General features: G+C 40.3%; 19 protein-coding genes and 1 pseudogene. 7 read left to right on the top strand and 13 right to left on the bottom strand.

The window, feature by feature from the left end:
- Window positions 1–681: 681 nt before the first annotated feature.
- The 3 genes from H5114_RS09840 (at window position 682) to H5114_RS09830 (ending at window position 3,305) form a co-directional block, all read left to right on the top strand.
- Window positions 682–852 (top strand): hypothetical protein, encoded by a 171-nt coding sequence (locus tag H5114_RS09840; protein ID WP_165870028.1) that lies wholly within the window; start codon window positions 682–684, stop codon window positions 850–852.
- Between the two features lie 275 nt (window positions 853–1,127).
- On the top strand, window positions 1,128–1,415 hold the full coding sequence (locus tag H5114_RS20485; protein ID WP_124015017.1) for a transposase: 288 nt from the start codon (window positions 1,128–1,130) through the stop codon (window positions 1,413–1,415).
- Window positions 1,416–1,634: 219 nt separating this feature from the next.
- Window positions 1,635–3,305, top strand: coding sequence for an ATP-dependent endonuclease (locus tag H5114_RS09830; protein ID WP_124015018.1), 1,671 nt, complete (start codon window positions 1,635–1,637; stop codon window positions 3,303–3,305).
- A gap of 263 nt (window positions 3,306–3,568) precedes the next feature.
- Here the strand turns inward: H5114_RS09830 and H5114_RS20480 are convergent.
- The 4 genes and pseudogenes from H5114_RS20480 to H5114_RS09815 all read right to left on the bottom strand — a co-directional run.
- Window positions 3,569–3,754: pseudogene (locus H5114_RS20480) on the bottom strand (IS91 family transposase); the annotation flags it as partial.
- Window positions 3,755–3,818: 64 nt separating this feature from the next.
- On the bottom strand, window positions 3,819–4,829 hold the full coding sequence (locus H5114_RS09825) for a substrate-binding domain-containing protein (protein ID WP_124015019.1): 1,011 nt from the start codon (window positions 4,827–4,829) through the stop codon (window positions 3,819–3,821).
- Window positions 4,830–5,690: 861 nt separating this feature from the next.
- Window positions 5,691–6,230, bottom strand: coding sequence for a response regulator transcription factor (locus H5114_RS09820; RefSeq protein WP_124015992.1), 540 nt, complete (start codon window positions 6,228–6,230; stop codon window positions 5,691–5,693).
- A 73-nt stretch (window positions 6,231–6,303) separates the two neighbouring features.
- Window positions 6,304–7,638 (bottom strand): sensor histidine kinase KdpD, encoded by a 1,335-nt coding sequence (locus tag H5114_RS09815; protein WP_182722822.1) that lies wholly within the window; start codon window positions 7,636–7,638, stop codon window positions 6,304–6,306.
- 455 nt (window positions 7,639–8,093) lie between these two features.
- On the opposite strand from H5114_RS09815, the gene H5114_RS09810 reads away from it, so the two are divergent.
- On the top strand, window positions 8,094–8,678 hold the full coding sequence (locus H5114_RS09810; protein WP_182697214.1) for a TetR/AcrR family transcriptional regulator: 585 nt from the start codon (window positions 8,094–8,096) through the stop codon (window positions 8,676–8,678).
- Between the two features lie 94 nt (window positions 8,679–8,772).
- Here H5114_RS09810 and H5114_RS09805 read toward each other — a convergent pair whose 3' ends face one another.
- The 7 genes from H5114_RS09805 to H5114_RS09780 form a co-directional block, all read right to left on the bottom strand.
- Window positions 8,773–9,555 carry a hypothetical protein gene (locus H5114_RS09805; RefSeq protein ID WP_182722821.1) on the bottom strand — a complete coding sequence of 261 codons (783 nt, stop codon included), beginning with the start codon at window positions 9,553–9,555 and terminating at the stop codon, window positions 8,773–8,775.
- Between the two features lie 187 nt (window positions 9,556–9,742).
- Complete coding sequence (locus tag H5114_RS09800; protein WP_124015988.1) at window positions 9,743–10,213, bottom strand: Dps family protein; 471 nt, start codon at window positions 10,211–10,213, stop codon at window positions 9,743–9,745.
- A 468-nt stretch (window positions 10,214–10,681) separates the two neighbouring features.
- Window positions 10,682–11,140 (bottom strand): DUF2127 domain-containing protein, encoded by a 459-nt coding sequence (locus H5114_RS09795; RefSeq protein ID WP_182722820.1) that lies wholly within the window; start codon window positions 11,138–11,140, stop codon window positions 10,682–10,684.
- A 123-nt stretch (window positions 11,141–11,263) separates the two neighbouring features.
- The gene (locus H5114_RS09790) at window positions 11,264–12,319 is read right to left on the bottom strand and encodes an acyl-CoA desaturase (RefSeq protein ID WP_182722819.1); all 1,056 of its coding nucleotides are present in this window, start codon (window positions 12,317–12,319) and stop codon (window positions 11,264–11,266) included.
- A gap of 4 nt (window positions 12,320–12,323) precedes the next feature.
- Window positions 12,324–13,427 carry a flavin reductase family protein gene (locus tag H5114_RS09785; RefSeq protein WP_182722818.1) on the bottom strand — a complete coding sequence of 368 codons (1,104 nt, stop codon included), beginning with the start codon at window positions 13,425–13,427 and terminating at the stop codon, window positions 12,324–12,326.
- A 456-nt stretch (window positions 13,428–13,883) separates the two neighbouring features.
- Window positions 13,884–14,012 carry a hypothetical protein gene (locus H5114_RS20475; protein WP_259395266.1) on the bottom strand — a complete coding sequence of 43 codons (129 nt, stop codon included), beginning with the start codon at window positions 14,010–14,012 and terminating at the stop codon, window positions 13,884–13,886.
- A 174-nt stretch (window positions 14,013–14,186) separates the two neighbouring features.
- Window positions 14,187–14,612: a PACE efflux transporter gene (locus H5114_RS09780; RefSeq protein WP_182722817.1), complete on the bottom strand. Its 426-nt coding sequence runs from the start codon at window positions 14,610–14,612 to the stop codon at window positions 14,187–14,189.
- Between the two features lie 85 nt (window positions 14,613–14,697).
- Here H5114_RS09780 and H5114_RS09775 point away from each other — a divergent pair, with 85 nt between their 5' ends.
- The 3 genes from H5114_RS09775 to H5114_RS09765 all read left to right on the top strand — a co-directional run bounded on the left by H5114_RS09775 (window position 14,698) and on the right by H5114_RS09765 (window position 18,712).
- Complete coding sequence (locus H5114_RS09775; protein WP_182722816.1) at window positions 14,698–15,579, top strand: LysR family transcriptional regulator; 882 nt, start codon at window positions 14,698–14,700, stop codon at window positions 15,577–15,579.
- A gap of 572 nt (window positions 15,580–16,151) precedes the next feature.
- Window positions 16,152–17,369: an HD-GYP domain-containing protein gene (locus H5114_RS09770; RefSeq protein ID WP_124015982.1), complete on the top strand. Its 1,218-nt coding sequence runs from the start codon at window positions 16,152–16,154 to the stop codon at window positions 17,367–17,369.
- A gap of 218 nt (window positions 17,370–17,587) precedes the next feature.
- Window positions 17,588–18,712, top strand: a complete 1,125-nt coding sequence (locus H5114_RS09765) for an NAD(P)H-hydrate dehydratase (RefSeq protein ID WP_124015981.1) — start codon at window positions 17,588–17,590, stop codon at window positions 18,710–18,712.
- Between the two features lie 98 nt (window positions 18,713–18,810).
- Here the strand turns inward: H5114_RS09765 and proX are convergent, their stop codons facing one another.
- Together proX and H5114_RS09755 are read right to left on the bottom strand one after the other, a co-directional pair.
- Window positions 18,811–19,845 (bottom strand): glycine betaine/L-proline ABC transporter substrate-binding protein ProX, encoded by a 1,035-nt coding sequence (gene proX, locus H5114_RS09760; RefSeq protein ID WP_124015980.1) that lies wholly within the window; start codon window positions 19,843–19,845, stop codon window positions 18,811–18,813.
- Entirely contained in the window at window positions 19,842–20,693 is an 852-nt protein-coding gene (locus H5114_RS09755) for a proline/glycine betaine ABC transporter permease (protein ID WP_124015979.1), read from the bottom strand. Before H5114_RS09755 ends, proX begins: the two co-directional genes overlap by 4 nt.
- Window positions 20,694–20,712: the final 19 nt, after the last annotated feature.

Raw genomic sequence — 20,712 nt, 5'->3', positions numbered from 1 at the left:
ATGTGTTCGATGTCTGGAGTCGAATCATTTCATCCTTTAATGTCGAATGCCTGCGCAGGGTAATTTGAAAGAGCCTGAGAGAAACGGAAACAACCCGCATCCATGGTAACTTCTGCTTATAATAATGGAAAGCTTAGCTTGCTGAATCTGTAAAATCGATAGCTTGTCATGGGTATCTATTCTGACTTATGGCCTGCGGCCACTAACGTCGGGCGCTTCGCCCATACCAAGTTATCAAACTTCGTTTGAATTAAGATCGCAAGGTTCCACCCTGCACCGACCAAAAGGGGATCAACAGCAATCCGCTCTTTGCTGTTTATAAAAGAATGGGCCCCTGCCGTTCCGGCAACATTTTAGCTATCTAAAAAAACAACAGCTGCGAAAAAATTGCGACGGAAATAAGTTTGGCTTTTAACTTTGATTTGTAACCTTCTTAGGCCCATCTTGTCATAAAGAGTAAAATGCTAACGCTTGCGATGGGAATCTGATGTGAAAGGATTCACGAATGTCGTGGTGGCATGGAAGGCAAAGAACGACCTGTACAGCGAAAACTAGCCTGATGTCCTGTCAGGCTCACGCATTCTGTTATAAAGAGTCTTCAACGGCCTCAAATTCAGAGTTGAATGTGTACTTTAAAAGCCAAAAATCTAACTCATCTTTGCCCTAAAATGATTTTGTAATATGGCCTGTGGCCACAAACGTCGTGGTGCTTCGCCCACACCAGACCAAGAGGAAATCAACGGCTATTCCCTCTTGGAACTCCCAGCCGCCCCGCAACATTTTCGCTATTTACAAAACAACAGCGGCGAAAAGGTCGCCATGGGGATTGAACAAGCTTTTAACTTCATTTGAAACCAGCTTCGGCCTTATTCGAAAATGCTAACGCTTCCGATGGTACATCCTGTACCGCGAAAGCTAAGCTCACATCCATGTGAGCTTCACACTATTTTCTTTAACGTCCTCAAGTTCAGAGTCGAATCACGCCAATTGCAAGCAAGGTATGCAAATCATTTATGCCCCAAAGCTTGCTAGCACTCTGCTTGTTAATCACAAACATGTCCTACAAATTCTATCCTATTAGTCCATTATTATTTAAAAGATTGTAAATCCTGCCCGTTGCAACAGCAATGTATGCGAAAACCGCCGATAAAAACGGGTCGGCAGGTGTGTTTAAAAATGATGACTCACGGAAAAAACTGAGTTACACCGACAAGATGAAAGTGAAAATAGACAGCCCAATGGGGCTACGGCAGTATAGCAAGCGACTGGGTTGTATTGAGCCTGTGTTTGGCAATATTACGGTCAACAAAAAGATGAATAAATTGACCTTACGCGGCCAAGTCAAAGTTAATGCTCAGTGGCAACTGTACTGTCTTGTTCATAATATAGAAAAGCTGCAACACGCGATACACTAAGAAGGGATAAGCCCTTTTTACCTCAATAACTCACCAAACCCGCCTTATACTCCCTCTAAAAACAACAATACATCAGCATGTTAAATAATAATCTAAACACCACTAAATAATTGAGTCAAAATAGAAACTCAGATATTGTTTGTTCATTAATCAAAATGAATTTTAAAACGAGTAATTCTACAGGCTCGTTTGTTGCCTACAACCCTATGGAGTCTTTAAATGTTAAAGGATATAAAATTAAAATTTGGGCGTGCCGAAGGTTTAGACAATCAGACATTAAAGGCCATGCCCATAACTGTTTTTGTAGGCCCAAATAATTCGGGTAAAAGTAAAATATTATCTGAAATTCAACAGTTTTGCACTAGCGGTAATCAGAACACCAATAATGTAATTATCGAAAATATTGACTTAGAGGGAATTGAAGAATCGGTTCTTGATGCTAAAATTAAATCACTAACTCTTAAAGCTAATCCCGGTGAAGCTATTCACCCTGATTATATTTTAGTTGGTAAAGGGCAAACTAGGCATCAAGTACAAGAAACACTGTTTAGACAAGCTTTACTAACTCCAAATGTGCACCCATCACATACTTGTTCATGGTTTCTTTCGTACAACACCTTAATTCTTAATGGCAGTAATAGGATTAATCTAGTTAATCAGCAGGGTGCAGGAGATCTACAACAACCACCACACTCAAGTTTTCAAGTTCTATTTAGGGATGATGATAAAAGACAAGAAGTTAGTCGAATAATTCATGAAGCTTTTGGGCAATATTTAGTTATAGATCCTACAAATCTAGGTCAACTGAACCTTCGCCTTTCAAAAGTTCCTCCTAAAGATACTATGGAAGAAAGAGGAATTCATCAGGAGGCCGTTGATTTTCATGCTAAAGCTCTACCTATATCTCTAGCTAGTGATGGTGTAAAAGCTTTTACTGGTATGGTAACTGAAATGATTGCAGGTGATCCTTCGGTATTATTAATGGATGAACCTGAAGCTTTTTTGCATCCATCGCTTTCCTTTAAGCTAGGAAAGGAAGTCTCTCAAATAATGTCTGGGACGGATAAAAGGCTCTTTGTAGCAACTCATAGCCCCAACTTTGTAATGGGATGTATTCAATCAGGTGCACCCGTAAATATTGTTCGGTTAACTTATAGGAATGATGTAGCTACTGCTAGAATCCTTCCTAATGAAGATATTTTGAAACTCATGAGAAATCCTTTGCTACGTTCAACTGGCGTTTTAAGTGGACTGTTTTATGAGTTTGTTATTGTTACAGAATCAGATGCTGATCGTGCATTTTATCAGGAAATCAATGATCGCCTTTTAAAAAGTTCTGATCAGAGAGGAATACCTAATTGCCTATTCCTTCATGCCCAAAATAAGCAAACTGTTAAAACAATAATTAAACCATTGCGTGAGTTAGGAATACCTGTTGCAGGAATAGTTGATATAGATGTTCTTAAAGACGGTGGAACAGTGTGGACAGGGTTCCTTGATAGTGGCTCTATACCAGAGTTAGAAAGAGCGCCGCTAGCTTCTTTAAGACAAGCTTTGAAGCAAAAGTTTGAAGAATCAGGGAAAAACATGAAACGAGATGGTGGAATTAAAATTCTCTCAGAAGATGATCAAGAAGCATTGCAAAACTTTTTTGATAAACTAGCAGATTATGGTTTATTTGTTGTTCCTAATGGTGAGTTAGAATCATGGTTAATGGGATTATCTGCCTCGGGGCATGGACCTAGTTGGCTGGTCGAAATTTTTGAAAAAATGGGTGAAGATCCCTTGTCTGAAAATTATCTAAAACCTGAATATAATGATGTTTGGCGGTTTATTGACTCAATTGCAGCTTGGTTCTTAAACCCTAGAAGAAAAGGTATACCTAAATAGCAATTAACTAAGGATAGACCGCGCGAAGCCGCGTCCTGCTACCAAGTGTTGAACAAGCCCGAACAACTAAGAGTGACTCTTTATTATGTAAATAACAGCGCGAAAATATGCGCTGTTTGATGTGATAGTTATCGTGCTAGCTTTTTGTAGTCAGCAAGCTACCTTAGCCCTTCTGTTAATTTTTTTAACGCAATATTTCAGTATCTTAAATTAACTCCTTCATAGTATTGATTAAGCCATTATTCTTATTATCATTTCTAGCTTTAGGTTGTGAGCCGTAAGTTTGTTGGTCGTTTCACTATGCCCATAAACCGTATTGGTTGCTGACAACAGGGGCTGCAGCGCGTCGCTAATCTGCGCTTTATCTCAGGCATGATTGGAAACACTGCCCCAGTAACTGCCAGCATTAGTTGTATTTGTTGCCTAAGCTTTTTGGCATTACCTCTGAGGTGTTCAAATAATTGTAGTGGCATAGTTATTCGTTAGCTTTTATACCAGACTGTTTAAATATGATTACAATCCCGTAATCTTGGTACATGTATCAACGTTCTCTGGTGTGCAAACTGTGATAGGTGTGTAAATTGTTTTCTCATATTTTTGTTCTGTTACAATTTTATACAGTGTCAAAATGGCTAGTCTTCCCATTTCATATGGGGCTTGACCAATATTGATATGAACAAGATTATCTTCCAACATAGCTAATTGTTCAGAGGATGTGTCAGTAATAACAATGATGACCTTATTGTTATTAATTTTTGCCTGGTACGGGGCAATCATTTTACGATAAAGTGCTTGGTCATTTTGCGGCCAACCACCAACAGCAATAAAAGAGTCTGCTTTTACAGGCTTACCTTTCATTACAGACTCCATTTGATTAATAGATTGATCCAATTGATCAAAATTAAAGAAAGGTTCTCTAACTTCAGTCCATCCCGAATCGTTATTAAGCAATTCTCCAGGAGGTACATCGTATTTTTTTCCCGATAATGCGGAACGGACACCCATCAATCTTAAATTCAGATTGGGAGAATCTGGTCGCCCAGATTGCATTATTAGCGTTCCCCCATTGGGCCGAAGTTTTTTTAACTCTTCACCTAATGACTTACCCAATTCAAAATTGTCAGTGCCTATATAGGCTAGGCGTAAACTATTAGGATCTTCATTGATTGAAACATCAATATCAGAGTCATAGGTAATAACCGGAATACCTGCTTCTTTAGCTCTCTTAAGGCTATTTTTAACGAGATATTTAGATTGTGTAACGGCTACTGCGATACCGTCTATACCTTCATCAATAAGTTGATTTATTACCTGATCTTGCATCCTAACATTACTTATATCTGGTCCCCGATATATGCATTCCACGCCTTTTATTTGAGCCGCTGCATCTATACAGCCAGCTTTGCTTCGCTCAAAAAAAACACTATGAAATTTAGGTACCACGGCAAGTCTTAATTCTTTTCCATAGACAGAAGATATGGGTATTAGACTAAAGGCAACAAACAATACAAGTGATCTCCCCATACTCCCTCCTTAAATAATCATATTGCGACTCAGCTTACAATAAAACATAGCAAAGAAACTCATTTAAAAATGTGAGCTGAAACGGTATTGCTGAACCTATCAGTGTGAGCTAATCGATATTGTTGTGTTTTGAACTCCCCCATGCGTCAGCATGGCAACACCATACAAGTAACCAATTGGTTCTAATTTTTGAATGCCTGTCATAATTTTATTGCTTGCTTGTTTTTGGCTCATTCCAAGCATCAAGCGCTTTCGCAGACATTCAAATGAAACTGGGTGGGGATATTAATAACTCAATCGAATCAGAGTAAACTTTTATAAAATTAAACTGAAACACTAGCTTCTCTAAAAATTCTGTCCAAAAATGAGTTAGTACCTGTAAATGGGTAAATTCAACTCTGAACTTGAGGCCATTGAAGACTCTTTATAAAAGAGTCAGTGAGCTGACCATAGCCTTTCACGAATTCCAAGGCATCCTGCCTATCAGATCCCCACTAGCTTTCGAGTTACAAGTCGTTCTTTGGCATACATGCCACCACGACATTCGTGAATCCATTCACCATAACAATCGTTAGCATTTTCACTCTTTATGACAAGATGGGCCAAAGCGGAATTCAAACGAAATTAAAAGCGGGATCTCCTTCCGTCGCGACCTTGTAGATTTTTGAAAATGTTGCCGGAACGCTGAGGGTTTGCAAAGGCTGATTTATAAATAAGAATGCGCTTTACCCTTTTGCTCTGGTGTAAGCGAAGCGCCACGACGATAGCGGCCTTAGGCCATAAAGCACAAAACATAAAAGAACAACGCTAGATTCCGGCTCAAAAGCATTACCGGAATGACACTTGGTTTAGCCACCTTTCTTACCGATTATCAGCCGTAGGCTTTTTCAATAACTTCCGCTGTAAGGTTCTGCGGTGCATACCCAATTGTCGTGCGGTTTCTGATACATTGCCATTGTTGTTGGCGAGCACTTGTTGAATGTGTTCCCATTCAACGCGCTTGGGGTTAAGTGGCTGTTCTTCAATATCATCATAAGTGGTTGTGGTTTCAGCCGAGACGGATAATGCATTTAATAACGTTTGGGTATCGACGGGTTTAGCGAGGTAATTGTCTGCTCCAAGGCGGATGGCTTCGACGGCGGTGGCGATGCTGGCAAAGCCAGTGAGCAATACCATGTGTACCTGGGGTAAAAGTTGTCTTAAGGGTTTAATTAACGACAAGCCATTATGTTCGGCTAATTTCATGTCTAACACGATATGGGTGGGCACAAATTGCCTTGCCATTAATAAGCTATCACTGGCGTGATGGCAGGTTTTACACTCAAACCCATGCTTGCCGAGGCGGCGGGCTAAAATGGCAGCTAGGGCCAAATCATCTTCAATAATCAATAGCTTGTTCATGGTGATCTCAATCCAGCTTATCTTTATTTCAACTTCTGTTTACTTCGATTCGCTTCTATTCGTTAAAATAGCTTCAACTCGCTTTTTGTACACTAAGCGGTAATGTCACTATGGCTTCGGTGCCACAGTCTGGGTGCGGTTTAAGGTATAACTTACCGCCTAAACGCTCAAAACTGGTGTGACTTAATAATACCGCGATGCCCATCCCTTTGGGGCTTTTTACCATATTATTACCTAAGGTATGAAGCAAATGAGTAGCAATGCCGACACCGTAATCGCGAATAGTGATGCTCAATTCTTGTGGCTGTGACAGGCTGATATTGATATCAACAACGGCTGAGTGCTGGTTATCTTGACTCGCCTGAGCGCCATTTTGGATCAGGGCCATTAACGCCGGTAATAAGCTCATGTCGGTATATAAGATCCCCTGCTCGACTTGTGGCGTTAAGGTGATGTTTAATTGAGTTTCTGGCATTAATAAATTCACTTGGTCAATCAACATATCAGCTAACTGATTAACCGGTTGGTGGGTTAATTTATGCTCGCGTATCGACTCTGTGGCGAGGCGTAAATCGCTTAAGGTAACTTCACATCGATTAAGCGCTTGTTGCATCTCACTAATCAATTCTGTTTGTTCAGCATCATTGGCCGATTCGAACAGTTCATCAACCAATAAGCGTAATGTTGCCAATGGTGTTGCCAGCTGATGAGCCATTTGTGCTGATGCGGTGCCTAACGCCAAAATCTTTTCTTGGCGTAACTGGGCTTCGCGTAAATAGCGTAGCTCTGCATTTTTTTGGCGTATCCGTTTGGCGATAAAACCTACGGTAACCGTTAACACCAATGCAGAAATCACAAAATTAAACCACATGCCTAAATAGTGCGAGCCCATATCCATACTGTGGCTTACAGGCATAGCCTGATTGGCTTGTATCGTATGGGTCATTGGCATTTGGCTCATGTCATGGGCCATAGCGGGATCGCGCATTTCATCTGAAATATCGACAATCATTAAGGTATAAAATGCGGTTGATACTATGGTTAAGTACCAAGGCGCCCAACGAGGCAAGGTAATGGCAGAAATAGCTATCGGTAATAACAGTAATGATACGAAAGCATTGGTCGCCCCGCCGGTAAAATATAACCAGGTTGCCCAAAACAAAGTGTCTAACAATAAGGTTAAAAACAACAAACCATTGTTGTTCATGCTCAGTCGATGAAAACGATAACTAAAGCCAACATAACAAGCTTCAATAATTAACACGTATGATAAAGCTATTGGAGGAGTTGTTAACCCAAATAAGTCTGTGGCAAACAAGATCAGCCCAATTTTTAAACCCCAATTAACCAGTCGTAGTAAGGCCAATTGTTGCTGACTTGCGTTAAAAGGCATGTTCACATTTGCCATACTATTGCGATCCTAATGTTGATGATATATTCAGCTCAATCCCCTGCTGCCACTATTCTGACGTTGCCATAATAGCAGATCACTTTATCAAACTATTTCACCATTGTGATGCCAATATTGACCATTTAATTCACAACAACACACTGACGTGATTATTGGCAAGCAAGTTTAACCTCACCTTTGAAATAAGTGAGCAGATAATGACGACAAAACATAATATTGAAGTCATTTATTATAAATGAATTACTGCTGTTTAACGTTAACTTGATCCATGCTAACGATAAAAACGCTAAATGATAACACGCATCAATGGCTGTATTGAGTCACTTATATGATGTCTATTTTAGGGTTAACAATAGATAACTGTTACGCTTTATAATTAATATTTAGCACAATAGGCTGGCCTTAGGTTACCGGCTTGTCGTAAAATAGTGATCTAACTAAAAGAGGCACTAATGGCTAATATTTCCAAATTTAATCGTGAAGAAGTACTTGAAAAAGCAAAAAATCTATTTTGGCAAAAAGGTTTTTTGGCGACTTCGACCCGAGAAATTCAAACTACCATGGATATGCGGCCTGGCAGCATATATGCCGCATTCGGTAGTAAGGCCGATTTATTTCACCAAACGTTGATTCATTACGTGCAAACCTCCACGGGTGATTTAAATGAAAAAATAGCCCAAAGTGACAGTGCCTGGAATGGATTTAAGCAATATTTACGCAGTATTATCGTGCCTTGCTGTGCAGAAGTGCCAAGCGAATTATGCATGGTTGTGCGCACTTTAGCTGAACTCGATGAATCTCATCAAGAAACACTGAACATAGCTAAAGATCTGCTGACTCAAGTTGAGCATCGCTTTGCCAGTATCATAGAAAAAGCTCAGCATGATGGTGATTTACCAAGCAAATTAGATAAATCTCAAGTGGCGAAAAAGCTACAAGTGCACATTATTGGTTTACGATCTTATCTCAAAGCCACCGGCGATACAGACACAGTAAACAGAGAACTAGAAGAATTCTTTATTCAATTAGAAAGTTAAAAAAGCGCCTTGAGCGCTTTTTTAATTTTTAACAAATGATAACAAAAATATGTCGTATTATTTAACGACAGCTTTAAATCCGCCAGCAACTCCACTAGGCAAGTAAGTCATAAAACTTGATATTAAAATGACCGATACCTATATATTCAATATTCACTTCTGTTGCCATGGGGACTTTGACAACACCGCAATATGAACCCGTGATAATGGCTTGACCAGCGCTGAGCTTAATGCCCAATTTTGCTAAGTAATTAATTAACCAATACACAGGGTTTTGGGGTAATTCACAAGGGTGTACCCCAGAAAATTGCTGTAATCTTGCGGTGCGTTCACCGTCACTGACCACCACCTCAATATGGCTGGCTTGATAAGCAATAGAAGTGTCTATTTTTGGACCTATGTACAGACCTTGATTGCTCAAGCCATCGGCAAGTTTTTGATAAAAACTGGGTTGTATCTCACGACTAAAACGATTTTGAATCAATTCTAAAGCCATGTGTGTAGCACTAATAGCTTGGTCAATGTCATCATTACTGTAATGGCGATAAGGCTCAATGTCCTGACCTAAAATAAACGCAATTTCAGGCTCTATCAGCGCGGTTGGCTGCCCGTCTTTAATACTGGGTATAATGCCGCAATCAATAGTCTGGCTCACTGCTGTTGATAATATTGGCGCAACAATTAACTGACCATTAGCTTGCGGAACTAGGCATTTCCAACCCGCAATAGTGTCATGTTGAGTTATCATCAATTGTTGGACAGCAATAGCCTGTTCAATACTTTGGGGCACAAAGGCTAAATAGTTTGAGTCAGGATGAGGAATACCACGCTGAGCATATAAATGCTTAGCAAGTTTATTAAGGGCTTTATCGGTCACAATAGCATCATCAAAAAATCAAAACGCTAGATTATCGTTTTTGGCTATTGAGATCGATAAATTTCGTATCCGAAAGCCAAAAACAACAAACCGCTGTAGCAAAGACAGCGGTTTGATTTTACTGCAAGTTATTAGCCTTTATTAGCGATATAACGCCAACCAGAAGCGGTTGATCTCATACAGCAGCTTACTTACGTGTAGCCCTTAACATCCATGCAGTTTTTTCATGTATGCGCATCCGGTCTGACACTAATGCAGCGGTTGATTCATCATCAGCCGCTTGAGCTAATTTAAGCACTTGTCGGGATGTTTTAACCACTTGCTCATGGCCTTGGGTTAATAAATCAACCATATCTGCAGAACTTGGTACACCTTCAACTTCTTTTATTGAACTTAAACGAGCAAACTCTTTGTAAGTCCCCGGTGCTGCTACATCTAATGTACGAATGCGTTCAGCAATATCATCAACAGCCACCGCAAGCTCAGTATATTGCTCTTCAAACATCAGGTGTAACTCACGAAAGTGTACACCTGTTACATTCCAGTGAAAATTATGAGTCTGTAAATAAAGTGTATATGAATCTGCTAATAAACTTTTTAAGCCTTCAGCAATTTTTAGTCGGTCGTCTTTTTTTATACCAATATCGATGTCTGTCATTTTATTCCTCTCAAAGTAGAATTAATTAGTCATAACATTACAGCATTTGTATAAATGGTGAATACACGTTATTCATAAGTCGCTTAATAAAATAAGCATAAAATCGAATAACAATATATTGGCCTTAATGCATATACCAACTTAACTAATATAATATTGCATCAGTGTATAGTATCAAACCTATTTGTTAAACCTATAAATAGAGTCTATATATTAACACTATTACTCAACTCATAGGTCTCTTTTTAAAAGGTCTCATTTAAAAATAAACCAATAACATCTTAACAGATGCCTTAACAATATATTACACACCATATAGTTACTGTTGATGAATAGCGCTATGGCTAACTCATCGTTAACGTTACTAATGTATTTATACTAACATCATGATATAAAGGATCAACTCTCAACGATTAATTTATGTTAATAGTTCAACTTAATCGCTTTATAAAAAATTTGAAATACAGCTCATATTGAAACGCGACGAGGAAATAACACCAAATACATATATCCCACCACCAGTAGATTAATTATCAGCACCACCACACTCATTAAGTTAAAGTGATTAACCACTTCATAAAGCTCTAAAGGCAGATATATCGCGCCACTGACCAACGCGAACCATTGAGTCCAGCGTAAGTTATGCCATAAACCATAAGCTTCAATAAAACGAATTAAGGTATATGCTGCAGCACCTATTGCCATTAACGTTAAACTCGATGGTGATACTGCGCTAACGGCCGAAATAAAAATACCGGGATAGTGACTCGCAGGATTTAAGTGCAGATGAGTCATCCATTGTGTTGCCAGCGCCGACAGGTTTTGCCCAGCATATGCATGCAGGCCGATAGCAACCAATAAAGCCAACATTCCTTTACTGGCTTCTAATACCGCAACCGCACGTACACCTTTGCCTGACGCTATCATTTTCGCATATCCACTCTAAACCGATTAGCCTATATTAGCGGCTCACAACAATGACGCCAATGACTATTTTACCGATAAAAAAGCACTTCAGTTGAAGTGCTTAGCCGTTAACCTGAAGATCATTTAAGGTAGTGAATAACGCAGTATTCGTTTAACCACTTGACTATATTGACGTAAAAAAGGTCCCGTATGATAAGCAATACCGTGACGGGCAAAGATAGCTTGCACTTTTGGCGCCACTTGCTGATAGCGTGACGATGGCAGATCGGGAAACAAATGATGTTCAATTTGAAAGCTCAAATGACCAGTGAATATATGAAATAATTTGCCGCCGAGAATATTCGACGAACCTAATGCCTGGCGATAATACCACTGACCTTGAGTTTCATTTTCACACTCAGCTTGGCTAAAGGTATGAACATCTGAGGTAAAATGACCACAAAATATGATAGTCGATGTCCATAAATTACGAATTAAATTGGCGATTAAGTTACCACATAGCACCCACAAAAATAGCGGCCCCGCGAGCAAGGGAAATAGCAGATAATCTTTGAATAATTGTTTACCACCTTTACTAAAAAAACGTCGTTTCAGTTCGCTTGGATCAATTTTTGATGGACGGTCTTGTTTCTTTTTGCCCATAAAAACACGTTCTGCGGCGAGTTCATGATAAGAAACTCCCCACTGAAATAGCATGCTTAAATTTAGGTAAGTGAGAAATTGCCACAGGTTTTTAACCCGCCAGGAAAAGTCATTCGACAAACGCAACAAACCATAACCAAAATCTCGGTCTTTACCAATCACATTGGTATAAGTGTGATGCTCATAATTGTGGATCCGTTGCCAACTTTTACCGTCACAGGCTATGTCCCAATCAAACTGACGCGAGTTAATATGAGGATCGTTCATCCAATCGTATTGTCCATGCAACACATTATGACCGATTTCCATATTGTCGAGAATTTTGGCACTGGCTAAGCTCAACACACCCAAAATCCAACAGAGTGGATGAATAACCCCCAACATCAATAACACACGCCCGCCCCACTCTAAAGCTCGTTGCCACACAATGACGTTACGAATATAGGCCGCATCGGCTGTGCCAACTTCGGTTAACGTTTGACGTTTCAACTCATCTAACTCGTTAGCTAACAGATCAAAATTAATATTCTTATTCATCACTTTACAGTTCCAACTCAAGTGGCGTCACCGCCTGAGAAATACATAATTGAATTAATTGCTCACCTTGCTGTGATATCTCACCGGTACGCATATTCCTCACCACACCAGATTTTTTAATACACTGGCATTGATGGCACACACCAATACGGCAACCAAAATTAGCACTGATCCCCTGTTGCTCTAAGCCATTGAGTAAAGAGTTGTTGGTTGCTAATGTTAGCTGGGTTTGTTTACCACGCTGGGTTAACTGAATATGCTGCTCGCCGCTGTGTGTTTGCGACATAACCGGAGCTTGAAAATACTCCGCTTGCCGCTGCTTTAACGGGTGATTAATGGCATCTAATTGGCGATCAACATCCTGCTTAAACTGGCCTGGGCCACATACCAACACTTGGCTTTGCACGGTGCAGTCACTCAGAGCATCCGCTAAATTGTCGCCATTTTTACGAATAAGCAATTGCACTTTTAATTGGTTTAACTGCTGCTGTAACGCCATGAGTTCGTCAACATACAAATGCTCACCCGGCTTGGCAAAGTAAACCAAATTAATGGGATTTTGTGGTTGTTGTGGTAGCAACGCCAGTTGGTTTAGCATCGCCATAAATGGCGTAATGCCACTCCCAGCCGCCACAAACCATAATGGTGTTGATGGTTGGATACGGTCACTTACTGCAAACTCACCTTGTGGCGCACTTAAATTGACGTAACTACCCGCGGTAATATTCGCCAATAATTTTGCCGTAAAAGCACCGTCAACATGGGTCTTAATGGTTAAACGAATCACGCGCTTTTTAGGGTATTGGCTATGGGACTGGTCGGGAGCAGAGGAGATTGAAAAAGGTCGGGTCATTAAACGGCCATTAATTTCTACCGTCAATAACACGTGCTGGCCTGCTATGGCTTGCGGCCAGGCTTTATCTGCAGACAAGTCTAGTTGCACAACATCGGCACGAAGTAATTGATGCCCCAACACCTGGGCGCGAAAACAATGGGTGCGCCAAGCTGGCTTTATGCGCTGCATAATAGGTTCGAAATAACTGCCAAGAGAGTCAGTATGGAATAAGGTTTTTGCGGTGACTTGGTTAAGTCGGGTCAATAGATTCATTTTAGCGCACAAGTGTTAGCTCAATTTCAGCGCACAATTGTACTCTTAAATTATATTGTGGTGCAAGTAGCCATGTTAACTATATCGTTTAAGCCTAATATAGCGTGATGGATGGTACAACATCACTCATGACCGTGGATGAATTTAAGCGGACTGAGTTGATGATGGGTTTATAAAAGGCATAGCATCAATTAAAAAACTGAAATAACCAGCTGAAAGTAATAAGCTGCAAAGCGTAAGTTAATCGGTCTAAAATGTTAACACTAGCCGATAAGTGATATTAAAAACCAGAGACATCTGAGTGGTTACGAAGAAAAAAATCGCTTACTTTTTCTCAAGAAAACACAAATAATGTTCGCGTGTAAGCTTAAAAATGCAAATGTATCATCTTGGCTAGGTAGCCCCAAATATTGCCCCTCTTGAGTTGAACTAGAATGGTGATATTAATAAGGGTTGTTACAGTTGCTCAACTTGCTTAAGCTCATCGACAGTTAACGAGCCGTAATCTCTAGGATACGACCAGCCATAACCCCAGCGAACGGATGTGGGTAAATAAGATGTGCAACCTAGGCAGTCATGTTTCACATTCACTTCCAGCTTATAATTATTGACGGGCTAAGATGGCACTGTGATCATGACAATAGTCATGACAGTAATATAAACAAACTCCGCTTAGGTATTAAATAGACCACACAGGTAATCATTAGTTTATACAAGTAATATAAGTTAACGATTATTGAGCCAATTTAATAAACCAAATTATTGAGCAAAATTAGCAAACCATTTTTGATACGGTTGATATATATCATAAAGCCAATTAAAGACCGCGGTATAAATTAAAATAAAAATCAACACTCCAGCTTCTAATATCAGGGTATCGATAAGGCTTAATGACAGATACCATGATACTAATGGAATAGTGACCAACAACATGCCGCCTTCAAAACACAATGCATGCATAATCCTGATCAGTAACGTTCTTTCAATCCTATTTGGACCAACTATTTTATCAAACCACACGTTATAAATGTAATTCCATAACATAGCAAATAACGACAAACCAATACTCACAACCAACATATCGCTGGCCTCTTGCTTCATCATTAACGCGCTTGTCGGCACAATAAGCGCCATTGCCAGCAGCTCAAACGTTATCGCCTGAAACACTCTTTCTTTACCTTGCATAATAGACTCAATATATCGTGACCTTTCAACTATTGTCATCCAGAATAGGGATACATAATAGTTGGATAGCATCGGGAAAAGCGATATGTATAGTATTGAGCAACTTGAGGCCTTTGTGGCGACAGTAGAAACTGGGTCTTTCTCTTCTGCTGCAAGATCCTTACATAAAGCGCAGTCGGTGGTCAGCCAGCATGTGATAAACCTCGAAATAGACTGCAACGCTAGCTTATTTGATCGTAGTGGACGATATCCGCAGTTAACCTCGGCCGGTAAAAAGCTGTTGCCACATGCCCAAGTCTTATTAGCGCAGCATCAACGCTTACGCTATTGCGCCCAAACCTTAGAACAGCAAACACTTTCAGAGTTAACCATTGGCTTAGATGAAGGCATTCCACTGCAAAAACTGTCGAATATTATTAATGAGTTAGAAGCAAATTTCCCAAATGTCACCTTAGAATTTTTAACCGCTTCAAGCATTGATATTATCGATATGATTGACACTGACCGAGCCGTCACTGGAATTATTTTCAGTGAACTGGTTATTCCAACGCAAATTGATTTTGAATCCATTGGCTCAATTAAGTTTGATATGTATGTCGCCAGTAGCCATGCGCTAGCACAACAAGTATGTGAAAACTTAGCCAGCTTAAAGCTGCACCGCCAATTATTGATGCGCTCACGTAATACCAAATCCAGTAGCTTTCAGTTAGCCATTAGTCCAGATGTTTGGTATGCCGACAATTATTATATTTTACTTGAACTGGCATTACAGGGACATGGTTGGTGCTTGCTGCCTAATCATATTGCCAAAAGCTATGTAGATAATGGCCAATTAGTACTGTTGCCCTCTGAATTTAAAGAAATTGGTTGGCAAGCAAATGTCGATGTTATTCAGCACCATCGCTATAGCAGCGAACCAGTATTTAAACAGCTAAGGCACTCATTACGGCAATTACTAACGCCTTAATATTAATAAAATATACAATATCGGCTAATGTTTATGCTAAAGCATAAGCGAAAATATGCGATATATGGATGTATGCCCAAGGGTTAACGTACAGGTTTCACGCGACTCAAATCATTTATGATATTTAGCTAAGATTGTTAACTCTTAGCATAGCGTTATTTTCTCAATGACCAGAATCTCTATTGTTGAACATTACCAGTGTGTTAATTCAGACTAATTTGCCATTAGCCAATATTCACACCTGTATTTAAAGGGTTGTATTAACGGTATAAACTCTATAAATCGGGCTAAAATAACACGATTAAATAACGATTGTTCAAAGCCATTGGACCTCACGGCTAATTAGGCATAATATCCAAATAGTACTCCGGCCACATTGTTGATTAACTGCACAAGCATTTTTGAACAATATCATGCTAAAGATTGAGCTAAAGATTGTGCTACAGGCTGATGTTGTTAGCATTTTTGCTTATATTACAATGTTAAATGAACTATCTTATGCAATGCTGTATGAATAAATACCGAGTAACTGATTTATCTTTGATGCAAATAAATACCCAAGGAACCGATATATGCTGATTGAACATAACATTACTGACGTTGATGTTGGAATGTATGTAGTTGAAATCACTGAACCTAAAGACATGTTTTCATTAACTAAGCCTGGTGTGATTAAAAGCAAGCGTGTTATCGAAGCATTAAAACAAAAGTCGGTTACTAAGCTGCTCATTGATACCAGTAAAAGTGAAGTTATTGTCGAAAAAGTTGATCTTAAGGTCAATGTGCCTAAGCCTCAAGCGCCTCGAAAAGTCACGCCTGCGCGCACCGATGTGACAGCAAATTTCTTTAATCAAGAAATAGTACGAGCGCGCCAAGTATTCAATGAGTCAAAAGACATTCAAAAAAAGCTGTTTCATAATGCGCAGCACGGTCTTCCGTTAGACATGGATCCGGTAGAAAAAATTACCACAGAATCAACAGATTTAATTTTTAATAATCCCAATGCCTTATCATGTGTGATTAATATTCGTAATAAAGATGAATATTTACTTGAGCATTCAGTGTCCGTGTCAGTACTCATGACGATGTTTGCCGTATACAAGAAAATCGACAAAGAGATTGTTAATCAACTGGCCATCGGGGCTTTTTTACATGATGTTGGTAAAATCATGATCCCCGATCGCATTCTCAACAAACCCGATAGACTGACTGAAGAAGAGTTTCATATTATGAAAACTCACGCCAGTTACTCTATTGAGATCATGAAAAATACTCCTGGGATCAGTGCGCTGAGCTTAGAAGTGGCGAGCCTACACCATGAAAAACTCAATGGTTTGGGTTACCCGTTCGGCGTAACGGCTGATAAAATTACCCTTTATGGCCGTATGATCAGCATTTGTGATATTTTCGATGCGCTCACTTCTCATCGTTGCTACAAACAAGGCTATGCTCAGGTAAAAGCCTTTAGTATTTTACGTGCGTTAGCAGACAACAATGAATTAGATAAAGATTTAGTCGACCAATTTATTCGCTGTATGGGAGTTTATCCTGTTGGCTCTGTGGTACAACTTGAATCAAATAGGCTGGCTATCGTTGAAGGCCATAATCCTCAAGATCCAATACGTCCTCTTGTGAAACCCTTTTATCATCTAAAACCGGATCATTTTGCATCTGATAAAAAAATTGATTTGGCAACCGTCACTGATGACTTAATTGTAAAGTGTGTGCGTGCTGATGATTTTAATCTGAACATGGAACAAATTATTGAATACCTGGCGCAAGAAGGCTAATCCCAACAAAGAAATTAACCGAAAAACTTAGCCACTATGTTAAAGATATATATGCATGTCATTGCTTAAAAAATATCATCACGATTAAATCCAGTTTTAGTATCACCATAAATAAAATGACAATACCTTCAGTATTGTCATTTTTTGTTGCAGGCATCTATCTTAGTGGTTGCTGTGATAAGTTATGATATAAACATTGATCATAATCGCTGGCCACTATGCAAAATCTCACCCATGACCATATCAACGCGCTATTACCGCCTCGGCCAGATAACAGCCATAAAATGACTTTTGGCCATGTATTGAATATTGCAGGTTCGATACATTATCGCGGTGCGGCTTACCTGTCGAGTATATCGGCATTGCGGGTTGGCGCGGGTTACGTCACCTTAGCCAGCAGCCCATCGGTATGTGACAGTGTGAGTGCATTAACGCCAAATGTTGTTACCCTACCGCTGCTGACTCAGATGACAGCAAAATATGATAATAACGCCCCAAAAACTGACTTATTAGCAACACAAATACAGACCGCTCGTTGGCAGACAATTGATGTACAAGCAATTGATAAAATGGCCGTGTTACAACTTGACGATAAACTTAACCAAGCCAGTGTGATTTCAATAGGCAGTGGATTAAGTATTGGCCAAAGTACTGACCAACTCAGCGTTAACTTTAGCCGTAGCCGTAATTATCTTGACAACAACTCTATCAACAACAGCTCTCTCGACAACAGCTCTCTGGGTAACAAAAAGCATCACAACAGCGATTCAGATGGCTTATCTGTCCCTAATGGTAATAGTGAATTTTTTTACGCGCTCTTAACTCAGTTACAAGCTAATCCTAATCCGGTCATATTCGATGCTGACGCACTGAATTTTATCAGTCGCTTACTTCACCCAGGTAATATCGCAACCACATCGATAACCCTACCAAAACACAGCATTATCACGCCACACCCCAAAGAGTTATCACGATTATTGAATCTTGATGTTAGCGAAATCCAAGCCAAACGGGTGCACTATACCAATATGGCCGCTAAGCAATTAAACGCAGTCGTTGTTCTTAAAGGCAAACATACTGTGATTAGTGATGGCGAGCAGGTATTTATCAACCCAACAGGAAACAGCGCGCTTGCCAAAGCCGGAACAGGCGATGTGTTAACCGGAATGATAGCTGGTTTTTGTGCTCAAGGTGTCAGCCCTATAGATGCCGCATGTTTAGGTGTCTATTTACACGGTTTAGCAGGTGATATTGCTGCAGAGGACTTAAGTCAATATGGCATGTTAGCCAGTGACCTACTTAACTATATTCCTCGGGCTATCTTGCAAGTTCTATCGGTTTAACGGTTTAACGGTTTAACGGTTTAATCATAAGTATAAAAAACAACCCGGAAGTACAACAAGCGTACGCCGGGTTACTCATATATTATTAAAGCTTGAGACTACTTAGCCGCGTTTCGTGCTTCAGTAAGCCAACCGTTCCATTTTTCTTGGTTGTTAGTAATCCACCCATCTACATGGTGTTGAATATCTTTCTTGCTCTTTTCGCCATCGTTCATACGAGTATTCTGCTCATTGATGTCAGCCAATGGCAGTGTAAATACCTCAAAAAACTTCCTTACCGCAGGATTTTGTTTAGTGAATTTTTTGTTGGCAACAATCTGAATATCAGAAGCAACAAACCCCAGTTTTACCGGATCAGAAACCGCGCCTTCAAGCCCCTTTACGGTCATTCGTTCAACAGCTGAACTTTGAGCTTTAGTCGGATTAATTTCAGGCACGTTTATCCACACTACGTCCTTACCTGGCTTCATTTTAAAAATGGTCCAGTTAGGCGCCCAAGTATAGAAAAATATCGGACCACCATTTTTATAACCCGCCATAGCGGATGCCATCCCAGCTGCATAAGCTGCTTTCACCGGATTAATCGAATCTTTTAGACCGTAAACATCCATATGATGGGTGATGATTTTCTCGCATCCCCAACCAGGAGGACATGCAGTCAAATCCGCTTTACCGTCTCCATTAGTATCGAATGCTTTCTTAACTTCAGGGCGTTTAAAATCTGCAAGAGAGGTAATATTATATTTATCGGCTTCTTTTTTAGAGACTAAATATCCGCCTAATCCACCGGCTTTAATAACATAGCCCACCTTTTCGGCTTTCTCGTCGAAATTGCTCGGTAGCTGATCGTTATGCATTGGAAACCAACCATTGGTCCAGTAATCAATATCACCGAGTGTGACGGTTTTGTAAAAAATGGGGTTAACCAGGGTTTTAGGCTTTTCGACATCATACCCAAGCGTTTCAAGACCCCGGCGAACAAGTGCTTCCTGAAAAAAACCTGTGTCCCATGTCGCACGAGCGGGTTTAACGGTTATCCCTTCACCTGGCTTGAGAGTATCTGCAAGCGCTGCTGATCCCGTCACTGTCATTGCAGCTAACGCTGCACCCAGTATTACTTTTTTAAGTATCATTTTACGTCCTTATTTTTTTTGGTTGCCATTGATTGGGTGATCCTATCGAGAATGATTGCTAATAAAACAATCGCTAGACCGCCCACCGTGGCCAAACCAATATCAAGTGTATTTAAGCCCAGAACGACAGGTGCCCCAAGGCCACCAGCGCCAATCATTGCGGCGATTACCACCATGGAGAGCGACATCATGATGGTCTGATTCAGGCCCGCCATGATGGTCGGTAAAGCAAGTGGTATCTGAACTTTAAGTAAAACCTGCGAGCTTGTTGCCCCAAAGGCGAGCGCAGCCTCGACTAACTCTGGGTGTACCTGCCTAATACCGAGACTGGTTAATCTCACCAAGGGTGGCAGGGCAAAAATGATGGTCGCCAGAACGCCCGCTGTGTTGCCAATAGAAAAAAGCATCACAATGGGGACCAAATAGACAAAGGCTGGCGTCGTTTGCATCGCGTCCAAAATGGGTCGTAGAATGTTGTTAACGCGATCACTGCGTCCAGCCCATATCCCAAATGGCACACCAACAAGGGTGCAGAACACCACGGATGAAAAGACCATGGCAAGGGTTATCATGGTTTCAGACCAGAAACCGAGTAGACCGATGAGCACCAATGATAACAGCGTAAAGATGGCCAGTTTTAAACCTGACACTCGCCAAGCAATGACACCAAACAGGGCAATAACAAGCAGAGGTGAAGTTGCCAGTAGACCATCTGATACACCAGACAAAATAAAGTCGACGGGCCATTTGATCAGTTGAAAAAACCATCGATAGCCTTCAACCAACCAGTTAACTAAATTGGTGATCCAAACATCTAAAGGAATCACTCTTTCATCAAAACTGAACATGATTTAAAACTCCTGAAGC

It is taken from the genome of Shewanella sp. SR43-8 (assembly GCF_014163775.1).
In the GTDB taxonomy this organism is placed as follows: Bacteria; Pseudomonadota; Gammaproteobacteria; order Enterobacterales; family Shewanellaceae; genus Shewanella; species Shewanella vesiculosa.
The sequence above is the reverse complement of the archived record's forward strand: the minus strand, read 5'-3'. Positions and strand labels throughout refer to the sequence as shown.